Source organism: Streptomyces sp. NPDC126499 (genome assembly GCF_040302485.1).
GTDB lineage: Bacteria > Actinomycetota > Actinomycetes > Streptomycetales > Streptomycetaceae > Streptomyces.
Window position 1 is genome coordinate 17197 of the sequence record NZ_JBEOUO010000011.1, and the last position, 12762, is coordinate 29958.

The window sequence follows — 12762 nt, forward strand, 5'->3', positions numbered from 1 at the left end:
GCGGAGCTCACGCACCCGGGACGGAGCCGAGCCGGGCGCTCAGTCGTCGGCGATCTGCAGGAGCAGGGCGAAGTGTCTCCCGTCGGTCCCCGCGAGAAGGCTGTCGAAGAGCGGGGTGAGCCTGTTCACGGCGCCGCATTCGGTGTCGTGGTTGGTCCACCAGCTGGCCTCCGGGCCGAGCAGGGACACCAGCCGGGCGGCGGCGCGCTCGGCGACGTCGGCGGGGAGGTGGCGGTGGCTCGGCCAGACGATGTCGACGGACGCGAGCTCGGCGAGGAAGGCGGGCGTCGCGTGCGTCTCCACCGCTTCCAGGGCGTCGTGGATCTCCGGGACGGACGGCGGCGCGTAACCGGGAAGGAAGCGGTTCCAGGCGTCGTCCGTCGCGATCACGCCCAGCACCGCGCGGATCCTGGCCGCCAGCTCCGGCAGGCCGGCTTCCGGCTCGGCGAACCGCCCGGCCGACACGTACACCCGGGTGGGCGTGGCCAGCTCCGCCGCGGCCGCTTCCAGTTCCGCCAGGTCCACGGCTCTCGTCGATGTCACGGCGGGATTCTGTCGTACGCCGGCGCCGCTCCGACAGGGAATTCCCGGCGGCGACCGGTCCGCCGCACCGTGGTTATGCTCGACGCCTGTCCGGGTGGTGAGGGGGAGCGGGGACGAGGGGGACCATGATCGACGTCGACGGGTATCTGGCCGTGCTGGGGGTGGACCGGCCTTCGGCTCCGACCGCCGAGGCGTTGTGGGCGCTGCACCGGGCGCAGGTGGAGCGGGTCTCCTACGAGAACCTCGACATCCATCTGGGGCGGCCGACGGGCATCGGCGCCGCGGAGTCCGTGGCCCGGATCGTGCGCGGACGGGGCGGCTACTGCTTCCACCTCAACGGGGCCTTCGGCGCGCTGCTGACGGCCCTCGGTTACGACGTCACCCTGCACCGGGCCGGGGTGCAGGGCAGCCCCGAGGATGTGGCGGGCGCGGGCGGCGACCATCTCGCCCTGACCGTGCGGCTGGACGGGGAGCGGTGGCTGGTCGACACGGGGCTCGCCGGGGGCATGTACGAGCCGCTGCCGCTGCGCGAAGGCGACTACGCGCAGGGGCCGTTCACGTACGGGATGGCTCCGTCGGTGGCGGTGCCCGGGGGCTGGCGGTTCACCCATGACCCCCGGGGCGCGTTCACGGCGATGGACTTCGCGCCGGAGCCGGTGGAACTGTCCTCCTTCGCCGACGAGCACGTCCGGCTGTCCACCTCCCCCGAGTCCGGCTTCGTCCGGGTCCTCACCGCCCAGCGCCGGGACGCCAGGGGCGTGGACGTGCTGCGCGGCTGTGTGCTGCGCCGGATCCACGCCGGGGGCACGGACGAGCGGGTCGTCGACTCGGCCGACGACTGGTACGACGTACTGGCCGGCGTGTTCCGGCTGGACCTGGCCGACGTCGACGCCCCCGCGCGGGCCGGGCTGTGGCAGCGGGTCCGCACCGCGCACCAGGAGTGGGAGGCCGCGGCGACCCCGTGAGAGGTGCCGGGCCGCCGCGGGTCCGCTCCTCCGTACGGTACGGTCCCGCGGCCACGGTCAGGCCCGGCCCCGGTGCGGTCAGGAGGCGGCGGGTGCGGCGAGCGCGGTGTCGACGGCGGCGTACGTCACGCCGTGGTCGGCCAGGGCCTCGGCGACGACCCCGCCGGTCGCGGTGAGCGCCAGGAGGATGTGCTCGTCGCCGATCTCCCGGTCCTTGCGGGCCAGCGCCACCCGGAGGGACTTCTCCAGGACGGTCTTGGCCTCCCGCGAGAAGGACCGGCGGCCCGACCACCACCCGGTGTCCCTGCGGTCGGCCGCGAGCGCGCCGGTGCCGTGGGTCTCCTCGACCCGCGCCACGATCGCGCCGACGTCGATGCCGAGGTCCGCCAGGGCCTCCGCGTCCGCCCGGGACAGCCCCGCCCGGCGGCGGGCGTCACCCAGGGCGGCGATCAGCGAGGGGCGGCGGTCGGGCGGGCAGAGCGTGCGCAGGGCCGCGGCGGCCCGGGTGCCGTCCTGGTCGAGCAGGGCGAGGAGCAGATGTTCGCCGGCGACGACCGTGGCGCCGCCGCGCTCGGCGTGCCCGACCGCTCCCTTCACCACGGAACGCGCGGCTTTCGTGAACCGTTCGAACATCACTGCCTCCCGTACTTCTTGTGGACGGCCTGCCGGCTGACTCCCAGTTCGGTCGCGATCTCCTGCCACGACCATCCCTGGTTGCGCGCGCTGCGCACCTGGACGGCTTCGAGTTGTTCCAGCAGTCGCCGCAGCGCGGAGACGGCCCGGAGTCCGACCCGGGGGTCGCGGTCGCCCGCCCGCGCGGCGAGATCGGTCGCATCGGTCATGACGTCAACCTACGTTGACGCCCACCCCCTCGTCAACCTTAGTTGACGAGAATTCCGCGGGAGAACCGGCCGCTGACACGGCCGCTTCACCGGCGGGGCACGCGAAGTTCCACGGAGTGCGGGTGTGGGCGAAGCCGCGGGCGGTGTCTGATGCCCTTTCAAGACAGGACCCGGGCCGTGAACTCCGGGGTGTGGTCCCGGTGGCTGCGCCTTGAGGCGGGGACGCGATCTGGACCGGGAGCTGGGCCACCAGCTCCCGGCACACCGTCAGGATCGTCGTGGTGGGCCCGGCCGGCCCGCCGTCACCACCGACGGCCTGGTCTTCCTCACGTAACCGGTGGTACGGGGGTGGAGGTCCGGGCGTTCGCCGGACCTCCACCCCGTTTGTCCGCCGTGGGCGCCCTCCCGTCAGGGCGACTGCAACGCGAGCCGGACCGCGAAGCCGATCAGCAGCAGGCCGGTGACCTGTTCGACACGGGCGCGGACGCGCGGGCGGCGCAGGACGCGGCCGAGGCGGTCGACGGTGATCACGTAGAGGCCGAACCACAGCAGGTACAGCACCGCGAACACCAGGGACAGGAGCATGGCCCGGGGGAAGACGTGGCCGTCGGGGGGCAGGAACTGCGGCAGGAAGGTCACGAAGAACAGCGCGACCTTCGGGTTGAGGGCGTTGGAGAGGAAGCCGTAGCGCACGTACCTGCCCCCGGGCCCGCCCTGGTCGTCGGCCTCGCCGGCCTCCTCGGGCTTCTCGCGCAGGGTGCGGCGGGCGCCGCGCAGGGTCGCGATGCCCATCCACACCAGGTACACGGCGCCCACGACCTTGAGGACGGTGAACGCGGTCGCCGAGGCGAGCAGGACCGCCGAGATGCCGAGGACGGCGGCCCCGACGTGGACGACCAGGCCGAGGACGCCGCCCACCATGGTGAGCAGCCCCGCCCGGCGGCCGCCGGCCAGGGCGCTGCGGGTGATCAGCGCCTGGTCGGGGCCGGGGATCATGATGAGGACCAGGGAGGCGGCGGCGAAGGTCAGCACGGGGCGTTCCCTCCGCCCGTGCGCGCGCCGGTCAGCCCCTCGCCCGACCGCGCGTCGGTCCTCTCGCTCAGCGCCTCGCCCGTCCTCACGCCGGTCCTGTCCCTCGGCCCCTCGCCCGTCCGCGCGTCGGCGGCCGCCGAGGCGAGGGCCGCGGAGAGGGCCCGCAGGACGGGGGCCGGCCGGTCGCGGAGGTAGAAGTGGCCGCCCGGGAAGCGGCGTACCGTCACCTCCGCGTCCGTGACCTCCCGCCACGCGTCGAGCTGCTCGGCGGTGACCCGGTCCTCCGTGCCGCCCAGGACGGTGACGGGCACGGACAGGGGCGGCTCGGGCCGGTGGGCGTAGGTCTCGAGGATCTGGTAGTCGGCGCGCAGCGCACGGGCCGCGAGGACCACGAGGTCGTCGTCGGCCAGGACCTCGGGCGGGATGCCGCCGTGCCGTTCGGCGACGGCTTCGAGGAGTGCGCGGTCGCCCAGCAGGTGCAGCCGTGAGGCGGCGCGCGGCAGGTGGGGGGCGGGGTAGCCGGAGACGACCAGGTGCGCGGGCTGCGGGCGGCCGGCCGCGCGCAGCGCGCGGGTGAACTCGAACGCGACGAGCGAGCCGAAGCTGTGGCCGAAGAACACGAAGGGTTCCCTGGCGGGGCGGACGCCGTCGAGGAGCGCGTCGACGAGGGCGTCCATCGACGTGATCACCGGCTCGCGGGTCCGGGAGCCGCGTCCGGGCAGCTGGACGCACTGCGGCTCGCCTGTCCTGAGGTCGCGGGCCCAGCGAAGGTACTCGGCGGCGGAGCCGCCCCCGTGGGGAAAGCAGAAGAGCTGGGGGGCGGCCGGCCGCGGCGCCCCGCCGAGGGTCCAGCGGGGCGGCGTCGGGGTGTTCACGGGACTCTCACACTCCCGCGGGCAGCGGTGCCGTCAGGTGCCGGCCGAGGGCGTCCGCCGTGAAGTGGTCGAACACGTCCCGGGGGCGTACGGGCAGGGCGAACTCCTCGGTGAGGCCGGCGCACAGGACGAGCGTGGTGGCCGAGTCGACGCCGAGCTCGTCGAGGGGCGTGCCGGGGTCGAGGTCCTGCGGCGGGACGTCGAGGATCTCGGCGAGGAAGCCGAGGACCCAGGCCGTGATCGCGTCGGCGGAGGGGCGGCTTCCCGATGCGCCGCCGGTGGTGCCGTCGGGCGGTGCCGTCCGGCCGGTGGCGGTGTGCTGGGTCTGGTTCATCACTTCTCCCCGGGCATGAGCTCGGACGGTCCGAGGAGCTGCTCGAGGTAGCCGTCGAGCGCCTCCACCGTCGTGTACTGGAGGACCGTGCCGACCGGCACGGTGACGTCGAACGCGGTCTGCAGGTGGGCGACGAGCCGCGCGGCGAGCAGGGAGTCGCCGCCCGCGTCGAGGAAGTCGTCGTCCAGGTCGACCCGGCTGAGGCCGAGGACCTCGCGCCAGATCTCGGCCAGTTTGCGCTGCCGGTCGGTGCGCGGCGGCTTGGCCGGCCTGCCGCGGGCCGCTCCGCGGGCTCCCGCCTTGGCGAGGGCGGCGCGGTCGACCTTGCCGGTGGCGTTCAGCGGCAGCTCCTCCAGGGCGAGGATCTGAGCGGGCACCATGTGCCTGGGGAGGCGGGCGGCCGCGAAGTCGCGCAGGGCGTCGGGGGCGAAGCGGCGGCGGGAGTCGGGGGCCTGGGCCACGATGACGTCGAAGCCGACGGAGCCGGGGCCGCCGCTGGTGGTGAGGACCTGGCTGCGGGCGAACCCGGCGGCGGCGAGCTCGGCGGCCCACCGGTCACGGTCGAGCAGGCAGTGCCGGGTGCGCAGTTCGGTGTCCTCGAAGTTGTCGAAGCCCTGCTGGAGGCCCATGACGAGGTCGAACCAGGGGTGGAAGGTGGTCTGTTCGACCATGAGCAGGATGCCGCCGGGGGCGGTCATGGAGCGCAGGTTGCGCAGGGTGGGGCCGATCCGGCGCATGTCGTGCAACACGCTGGCCGCGACGAGGAGGTCGGCCGCCTGGTCGCCGAAGCCCTGGACGGCGGGCGGCAGGTCGAGGTCGAACAGGTCGTAGCGCAGGGCCGGGTGGTCGGCGAAGGCGGTCCTGGCCCGGTCGGTGAAGTAGCGCGAGATGTCGGTGAAGAGGTATTCGGTGCGGTCCTCGGGCAGCAGGGGCAGCAGGTGCCGGGTGAGCGAGCCGTAGCCGGCGCCCACTTCCATGGCCTTGAGGGTGCGGTCGGCGGGCCACTGGGCAACGAGGGCGCGGACGGCTTCGGCGGCGGCCTCGTAGGTGGGGCCGAAGAGTCGGTCGTAGACGCCGGGGGTGCGGTCGGAGGCGTAGAGCTCGGCCGAGTGGACGCTCTGGGTGAGGACGTCGGCGAGTCCGTCGGCGAGGGTGAGCATCCAGTCCGTGACGTCCTCGTCGATGCCGAGGACGTCCCCGAGGGTCGCGCGGGCGCGGCTCTTCAGGTCCGCGGGCAGGGCGTCCGGCAGCGTACGGGCGACGACGGGGGTTCCTTCCGGTCCCCTGGTGAGGTGTCCGGTGGTCTCCAGGCGGGCGACGGCGCGGGTCAGCCAGCGCTCGTAGCGGGCGGCGACGCCGGCGCCGCGCAGGGCCGCCGGGTCGAAGACGGCGCCGGGTTCGTGCGGGAGGCCGAAGGAGCGGAAGGCGGCGGCGGTGGCGAGCGTGTACACCTCGTCGAGGACGTCCCAGGCGGCGCGCAGCCGCTCGGGGGTGGGGCCGCCGCCGGGCTTTCCGGCCGTCGTGCCGAGGGCCTGCCAGCGGTCCGCGCTGGTGGCGGGATCGGCGTGTTCGGTGACGAACAGCGTCTCGTCGCGGGGCGAGGGGACGACGTAGCCGTGCAGGCGGGCGGCGCCGGCGCCGTCGGCGGACTTGACGACGACGGAGGCGTCGACGCCGGGGTGCCGGGAGAGGGTGGCCTCGATCTCGCCGAGTTCGACCCGGTGGCCGTTGATCTTGACCTGGCCGTCGCGGCGGCCGAGGAACTCGATGGTGCCGTCGGTGCGGTAGCGGCCGAAGTCGCCGGTGCGGTAGAGGCGTTCGCCGGTGTGCGGGTGGGTGACGAAGGCGGCGGCGGTGCGCTCGGGGTCGGCCCAGTAGCCGCGGGCGAGTCCGACGCCGCCGATGTGGAGCTGGCCGGCGGTCCACACGGGGCAGGGTTCCATGCGCTCGTCGAGGACGTGGAAGGTCTGGTTGCGCAGCGGTACGCCGTACGGCACGCTCTTCGCGCCCTGCGGGACGTCGTCGACGGGGTGGTGGATGGACCAGATGGAGGCCTCGGTGGCGCCGCCGAGGCTGATGATCTCGGCGTCCGGCCACAGGTCGTGGATGCGGCGGGGCAGGTCGACGGGGATCCAGTCGCCGCTGAGCAGGACGAGCCGGAGCCGTTCGGGGACCTCGCCGCCGGCTTCGAGGTGCTCGACGAGCATCTGCATCTGGGCCGGTACGGAGTTCCAGACGGTGACGCCGTGCTGGGCCATCAGTTTGGCCCAGTGGGCGGGCTCGGAGCGCATGTCGGCGTCGGGCAGGACGAGCGCGGCGCCCACGGCGAGGGTGCCGAAGAGGTCGTACACGGACAGGTCGAAGCCGAGGTCGGCGAGGCCGAAGACGCGGTCGTCGGGTCCGACGCGGAAGCGTTCGTTGATGTCGGCGACGGTGTTGAGGACGGCGCCGTGCTCGATCATGACGCCCTTGGGGGTGCCGGTGGAGCCGGAGGTGTAGAGGACGTACGCGAGGTCGCCGGGCCGGGCGGGTCCGGCGGGCAGGCGGCCGGTGGACGCGGAGCCGGCGGGGCCGGCCGGGTCGTGGGGGCCGTCGGGGTCGACGACGAGGAGGCGGGGCACTCCGTCGGGCCACTCCAGGGCGGCGTCGAGGGCGCGGTCGGTGACGAGGGCGGGGGCCTCGCCGTCGGCGAGGATCCGGGAGCGGCGCTGGGCGGGGAGGGTGGTGCCGACCGGCAGGTAGGCGGCGCCGGCCATCATCACGCCGTAGGCGGCGGCGACCTGCTCCGGTCCCTTGTCGAGGGTGATGCCGACCAGCCGGTCGCGGAGCTCCGCCGTGCCCGTGGCGCCGCGCACCCGGTGACGTACGGAGTCGGCGCGGGCGGCGAGTTCGCCGTAGGTGACCTCGCGGTCGGCGGTCAGCACGGCGGGCCGCTCGGGGTGGGCGGCGGCCCGGTCGAGGAACGGCTCGTGGAGCAGGCCCTCGGGGCGCGGGCCGTCGGTGGCGTTGGCCTGGGTGCGGGCGGTCAGCTGGTGGGCGGGGAGGGTGACGGTCAGCTCCTCGTCCCAGGGGCTGTCCTCGTGGGCGAGCCGGGCGACGGTGTCGCAGTAGGTGGCGAACATGTCGTCCAGGAGGCCTTCGGGGAAGAGCTCCTCCACGCAGTCCCAGGTGAGGTCGAGGGAGCCGGTGAAGTCGACGACCTGGTGGTCGAGCCAGACCTGCGGCGTCTGGCTGACGCGGTAGGAGATGTCGCCGAAGTAGCCCATGGCGGCGCTGACGTCGGCGGCGGTGCCGAGGCCGCTGGTGAAGACGACGGGCATGGTCTCGAAGCCGCTCTGCAGGCCGAGCCGGCGCCGTTCGCGGAGCGTCTGCAGGGCGCTGACCTGGCGGTGGCGCAGGTCCTTCTGGAGCTGGGTCTGGGTGGCCTCGGCGCGTTCGCCGAGCGTGCGGCCGGTGGAGGCGTCCATCTCCAGGAGGCAGATGGAGGTGAAGTCGCCGACCATGCGGCGCAGGTGGGGGTGGACGACCCGCTTGCCGGCCTCGTTACGGTCGAGGAGCAGCGGCAGCCGGTTGAAGAGGGTGAGGTTGAGGGTGAAGCGGCGGGTGCCGCTCCAGACGGCGAGGACTTCGGAGAAGACGGCGGCGAGGACGGCGGTCGGTGTGAGGCCGCGGGCCTCGCAGCGTTCCTGCAGCCGCTTCCAGTCCGGCTCGGGCAGGTGGTACTCGCGGTGGGTGAAGCGGGGCTTGTGGACGGCGACGGGGGCCTTGGCGAGGGGGAGGTCGGGCGGCGGGGCGAGGGTGGTGGCGCGCGAGGTCCAGTAGTCGAGGGCCTTTTGGTGCCGGGGGGCCTGGGAGCCCTGCTCCAGGGCGAGCGCGTAGTCGCGGAAGGTCACGTCGACCGGGGGGAGTTCGAGCGCGGCGTCCTGGCACAGGGCGCTCCACTCGCTGAACAGCAGGGTCAGGCTGGCGAGGTCGACCATGAGGAGGTCGAGGCTGACGTGCAGCCGGTCGTGCTCGGGCAGCCGGGAGAGGCGGATGTCGAACAGGGGCCAGTCGGCGGCGGTGTAGACGTGGTGGGACATCTCCTCGCGGATGTCCGTCAGTACGCGTTCGGCCTCGTCCGGCGGTGTCTGCCGGAGGTCGGTACATCGCACCTGGAACTCCGGCACGGAGGCGAGGACGTGCTGCTGTCCGTCCTCGTCCACGACGGCCCGCAGCATGTCGTGGCGCTCGATGAGGGCGCGCCAGCCACGGGAGAGCACGTCGGGGTCGAGCCGTCGTCCCTCGAGTTCGAAGTACGCGTGCGGCGCCACGTTGCCGAGGACGAAATTGGAGCCCCGGCCGACCCAGTAGGCGTACTGGATCTCCGTCAGCGGAAACTTCTCGAACCGGTCGTCGTTCCGGGGTGGCCGGATCGTACGACTGTTGTCCGTCATCGTTTTCCCTCTTCGTCTGTTGCGGCTTCCGCCGGGTCGCGGCGGAAGTCGTGCGGCCCGGATACCATTCGTTGAAGATGGGAGAGTTGAAGGAGTAAGGAAGTGGATCCGGTCCAGGGCGGCCCCCCGGCGCCGGCACGCCCGAGACAGGCCGAAGGCGCCGCGCGGAGCGGCGTGCCCTTCCGATCGACGACCTCCTCGCAAGCCCCCGTGAGGCCCTTTCGGACAGCCGTCCGAATGGGCCCGACAATTACAACCACCGTGAAGGTGGGGGTCCACCGTGTGGACCGTCACGTTTCACCGTGACGGCCGGAATCAGGCCATCGGCGAATGTTCCGGGAACACTTCTGCCCATGAGGTTCTCCTCCGGGAGCGGTATGGCCGGCCCATGACGGATGGCGCGAATTCGACGGGCGACGGCGGAGACCTGACAGAGAAGGCGTACGCAAGCGGGTGAGGGACGACGGTCGTCCTCGTGCCCGTACGCCGTCCGCCCCCGCCGCCGGCGTCACGCGCCCACCTGGGGACGGCGGAACGTCGACAGGGTCGTCCTGACCTTCTGCCAGGGTGTCGGGGGCAGGATCCGCGCCGAGCCGCGGGCGTAGTACCGCTCCAGGTAGTACTGCCCGACGCTGAGGGCCGAGGTCAGGATCAGGTACCAGGCGGCCGCGAGGAACAGCATCTCGACGGGGGCGCCGGAGGTCTGGCCGATGTCCTGCGCGTACCGCAGGAGTTCGTAGTACTGCACCGCCGCCACCAGGGAGGTCGTCTTCAGCATGTTGATGACCTCGTTGCCCGTCGGCGGCACGATCACCCGCATCGCCTGGGGGATCACGATCCGCCGCAGCGTCCGGCCGTGCCGCATGCCGAGGGCGTACGCGGCCTCGGTCTGGCCCTCGTCGACCGCGAGCAGGCCGGCCCGGCAGATCTCCGCCATGTAGGCGGCCTCGTTGAGTCCGAGCCCCAGCAGCGCCGTGAGGAACGGTGTCATGAAGTCCGACCACTCGTCCTGGTAGACGGGGCCCAGGTTGACGTACTCGAAGACGAGGCCCAGGTTGAACCAGACCAGCAGCTGCACGTACACCGGGGTGCCGCGGAAGAACCAGATGTAGAACCACGCGACGGACGAGGTCACCGGGTTCTTCGACAGGCGCATCACCGCCAGCAGGATGCCGCCGGCCACGCCGATGACCATGGAGAGCACGGTCAGGGTCAGCGTCTCGCGTACACCGAGCAGCACGCGGTCGTCGAAAAGATAGTCGGGGATCGCCTGCCAGTTCACCTGCCCCTGGGCGAAGGCGTAGACGAGGGCCCCGAACAGCGCCAGGACCACCACGGCCGCCGCGTACCGGCCGTAGTGCCGGACCGGGACGGCCCGCAGGTCGGCGTCCGCGCCCCGCATCAGGCGCCGCCGTTGATGACGGCCCTGGTGACGGCGCCGTCCTGGCTGCCCCACTTGGCCAGGATCCTGCCGTACTCCCCGTCGGCGATGATCGCGTCGAGGGCCGCGGCGAGCGCGTCCCGCAGACGCGTGTCCTTCTTCGCGACGGCGATGCCGTACGGGAGCGCGCCCGTCTGCTCGCCGATCAGGGCCAGGTCCTTGCCGCCGCCGGAGGTCTTGACGGCGTACGCGGCGGCCGGGAAGTCGGAGCTGCCGAAGTCGGCGCCGTTGCTGCGGACGCGCATCTGGGCCTCGGCGTCGGTGTCGAAGGCCTCGATGTCGATCGCGGGCCGGCCCGACCGGGTGCAGCCGGCGCTCTCGGTCCTGAGCAGGTTGTGGGCGACGGCGCCGCGCTGGACGGCGACGGTCTTCCCGCACAGGTCCTTCCAGCCCCGGACGGTGCCGGCGTGCTGCCTGCGGCCGTAGAGGGAGACCCCGGCGTTGAAGTAGTCGACGAAGTCCAGGCCCTCGCCGACCTTCTTGCCGGTGGCCGGGTCGACACCGTTCTGCCGGTCCTTGGTGTCGTTCATGGCCGACATGATGATGTCGTACCGGTCGGCGCGCAGTCCGGTGACGAGGGTGTCGAACGTGCCGTTCTCGAAGCGGAGTTCCACGCCGAGCCGCCGGCCGAGGGCCTGGGCGATGTCCACGTCGAGGCCGACGGTGCGGCCCGAGGCGTCCTTGAACTCGACCGGGGGGTACGCGATGTCGGAGCCGACCCTGATCACGCCGGCGGACCGTATGTCCGCGGGCAGCCGGTCGCCGAGGGGGGCGTCCGCGGCCGCGCCCTTCGGCTTGCCGCCCTCTGTGCGGTCGTCCCTCTGGTTGCCGCAGGCGCTCGTGGCGGCCAGGGCGGCACACACCAGGAAGAGGAGGGTGGTACGACGGGGGGAGGTTGTTCGCACGGTCACGTCGATGGCTCCAAGGAGGGAGAACAGGAGTACGGGACAGGCGGGGGAACGCGAGTGCGTTCCCGGGCCTGCGCACGGACTTCCCGTTGCTGACGATGAGGTTCGCGAAGAAGGGTGCTGTTCCCGCCCGGGGCTTCCCGCCCGCGGCCGTCATCGGCTCGCGCGGCGGCCCCCGGCGGGGAGGGCGGCAGGGGTCACGGGGCGCCGGGACGGTCGGGTCTGGACGTGCTGCGCCTGGGCTGGAGCATGCTTCCCCCGCGGTGAGTCGCCTGCCGGACTGGGACAACCTAGTCCACGGCACCGGCACGGAACCAGAAGTGCTCGGTACTCCCCCACCAGGAGGTACGAAGATGCGGTACGTACGGGCGCGGCGCGTGGTGCTCGGCGGGCTGGCCCTGTCCGTCACCCTCCCGCTCACGGCGTGCACCCACGACGGCACGCGGGACTCGCCCGCTCCCCCGCCGTCGATGTCGGCGCGGCCCGCCGCGAGCGTGCGGCCCTTCGCGAGCGAGCTGCGGGAACTCGAGCGCCGGTACGACGCGCGGCTCGGCGTCTACGCGGTCGACACCGGCGACGGGCGGGAGGTGGCCCACAACGACGGGCAGCGGTTCGCCTTCGCGTCCACGTTCAAGGCCCTGGCGGCCGCTGCCGTCCTGCGCAGGTACTCCCTCGCGGGCATGGACGAGGTGATCCGGTACTCCCGCGAGGACCTGATCGCCCACTCCCCCGTCACGGAGAAGCACGTCGCCACCGGCATGAGCCTGCGCGAGCTGTGCGAGGCCGCCGTCCGGTACAGCGACAACACCGCGGCCAACCTCCTGTTCGACGCGCTCGGCGGACCGGAGGGCCTGGAGAAGGCTCTCGCCGAGGTGGGCGACACCGTCACCCGGGTGGACGACCGCGAGCCGGAACTCAACCGCTGGTCCCCCCACGCCACGCGCAACACCACCACGCCGCGCGCGATCGCCGGGGCCCTGCGGACCTTCGTCCTCGGCAACGCACTCGGCCCCGCGGAACGCGCCCGGCTCACCGCCTGGCTGCGCACCAACCTCACCGGCGACACGCTCATCAGGGCCGGGGTCCCCGAGGGCTGGGTGGTCGGCGACAAGACCGGCACGGGCGGTGTCCACGGCATCCGCAACGACATCGCCGTGGTGTGGCCACCCGGAGCCCCGCCCCTCGTCATGGCCGTCATGTCGAGCCGGAGCGGAGCGGACGACACGCACGACGACCGGCTGATCGCGGAGGCGGCGGCGGTGGTGGCGCGGGCACTGGGCCCTGCCGGCTGACGCCGGGCCCGCGGCTCTCCGTGGCGGGAGCCCGCCGGAGTCCGTGATCGCGGTTCCATAAGCGACGGTGCTGGGGGCGAGCAGTTCTGTGTCT

The 12762-nt window shown here is 73.1% G+C and carries 11 protein-coding genes; 2 read left to right on the forward strand and 9 right to left on the reverse strand.

The window, feature by feature from the left end; translation table 11 throughout:
• Positions 1-39 precede the first annotated feature (39 nt).
• On the reverse strand, positions 40-543 hold the full coding sequence (locus tag ABTZ91_RS18175) for a hypothetical protein (protein WP_352078171.1): 504 nt from the start codon (positions 541-543) through the stop codon (positions 40-42).
• Positions 544-668: 125 nt separating this feature from the next.
• Here ABTZ91_RS18175 and ABTZ91_RS18180 point away from each other — a divergent pair, with 125 nt between their 5' ends.
• Entirely contained in the window at positions 669-1508 is an 840-nt protein-coding gene (locus tag ABTZ91_RS18180) for an arylamine N-acetyltransferase (protein WP_352078172.1), read from the forward strand.
• 78 nt (positions 1509-1586) lie between these two features.
• On the opposite strand, the gene ABTZ91_RS18185 is transcribed toward ABTZ91_RS18180, so the two are convergent.
• The 8 genes from ABTZ91_RS18185 to ABTZ91_RS18220 all read right to left on the reverse strand — a co-directional run bounded on the left by ABTZ91_RS18185 (position 1587) and on the right by ABTZ91_RS18220 (position 11379).
• Positions 1587-2141 carry a Clp protease N-terminal domain-containing protein gene (locus ABTZ91_RS18185; protein ID WP_352078173.1) on the reverse strand — a complete coding sequence of 185 codons (555 nt, stop codon included), beginning with the start codon at positions 2139-2141 and terminating at the stop codon, positions 1587-1589.
• On the reverse strand, positions 2141-2350 hold the full coding sequence (locus tag ABTZ91_RS18190) for a helix-turn-helix domain-containing protein (RefSeq protein ID WP_030315760.1): 210 nt from the start codon (positions 2348-2350) through the stop codon (positions 2141-2143). Before ABTZ91_RS18190 ends, ABTZ91_RS18185 begins: the two co-directional genes overlap by 1 nt.
• 408 nt (positions 2351-2758) lie before the next feature.
• On the reverse strand, positions 2759-3382 hold the full coding sequence (locus ABTZ91_RS18195; protein WP_352078174.1) for a LysE family translocator: 624 nt from the start codon (positions 3380-3382) through the stop codon (positions 2759-2761).
• Entirely contained in the window at positions 3376-4257 is an 882-nt protein-coding gene (locus ABTZ91_RS18200) for an alpha/beta fold hydrolase (RefSeq protein WP_352078175.1), read from the reverse strand. The genes ABTZ91_RS18195 and ABTZ91_RS18200 overlap by 7 nt, the downstream gene beginning before the upstream one ends.
• Positions 4258-4264: 7 nt before the next feature.
• Complete coding sequence (locus ABTZ91_RS18205; RefSeq protein WP_352078176.1) at positions 4265-4591, reverse strand: acyl carrier protein; 327 nt, start codon at positions 4589-4591, stop codon at positions 4265-4267.
• Positions 4591-9027: an amino acid adenylation domain-containing protein gene (locus ABTZ91_RS18210; protein ID WP_352078177.1), complete on the reverse strand. Its 4437-nt coding sequence runs from the start codon at positions 9025-9027 to the stop codon at positions 4591-4593. The genes ABTZ91_RS18205 and ABTZ91_RS18210 overlap by 1 nt, the downstream gene beginning before the upstream one ends.
• 508 nt (positions 9028-9535) lie before the next feature.
• Positions 9536-10429, reverse strand: a complete 894-nt coding sequence (locus tag ABTZ91_RS18215; RefSeq protein ID WP_352078178.1) for an amino acid ABC transporter permease — start codon at positions 10427-10429, stop codon at positions 9536-9538.
• Entirely contained in the window at positions 10429-11379 is a 951-nt protein-coding gene (locus ABTZ91_RS18220) for an ABC transporter substrate-binding protein (RefSeq protein ID WP_407077973.1), read from the reverse strand. The genes ABTZ91_RS18215 and ABTZ91_RS18220 overlap by 1 nt, the downstream gene beginning before the upstream one ends.
• A gap of 350 nt (positions 11380-11729) precedes the next feature.
• On the opposite strand from ABTZ91_RS18220, the gene bla reads away from it, so the two are divergent.
• Positions 11730-12668: a class A beta-lactamase gene (bla, locus tag ABTZ91_RS18225; RefSeq protein ID WP_352078179.1), complete on the forward strand. Its 939-nt coding sequence runs from the start codon at positions 11730-11732 to the stop codon at positions 12666-12668.
• Positions 12669-12762: the final 94 nt, after the last annotated feature.

What these genes read in the sequence shown, in the direction of transcription:
- ABTZ91_RS18190 (WP_030315760.1), bottom strand. Translation starts at nt 2,350, where the DNA reads ATGACCGATGCGACCGATCTCGCCGCGCGGGCGGGCGACCGCGACCCC.
- ABTZ91_RS18185 (WP_352078173.1), bottom strand. Translation starts at nt 2,141, where the DNA reads ATGTTCGAACGGTTCACGAAAGCCGCGCGTTCCGTGGTGAAGGGAGCG.
- ABTZ91_RS18210 (WP_352078177.1), bottom strand. Translation starts at nt 9,027, where the DNA reads ATGACGGACAACAGTCGTACGATCCGGCCACCCCGGAACGACGACCGG.
- ABTZ91_RS18215 (WP_352078178.1), bottom strand. Translation starts at nt 10,429, where the DNA reads ATGCGGGGCGCGGACGCCGACCTGCGGGCCGTCCCGGTCCGGCACTAC.
- ABTZ91_RS18205 (WP_352078176.1), bottom strand. Translation starts at nt 4,591, where the DNA reads ATGAACCAGACCCAGCACACCGCCACCGGCCGGACGGCACCGCCCGAC.
- bla (WP_352078179.1), top strand. Translation starts at nt 11,730, where the DNA reads ATGCGGTACGTACGGGCGCGGCGCGTGGTGCTCGGCGGGCTGGCCCTG.
- ABTZ91_RS18180 (WP_352078172.1), top strand. Translation starts at nt 669, where the DNA reads ATGATCGACGTCGACGGGTATCTGGCCGTGCTGGGGGTGGACCGGCCT.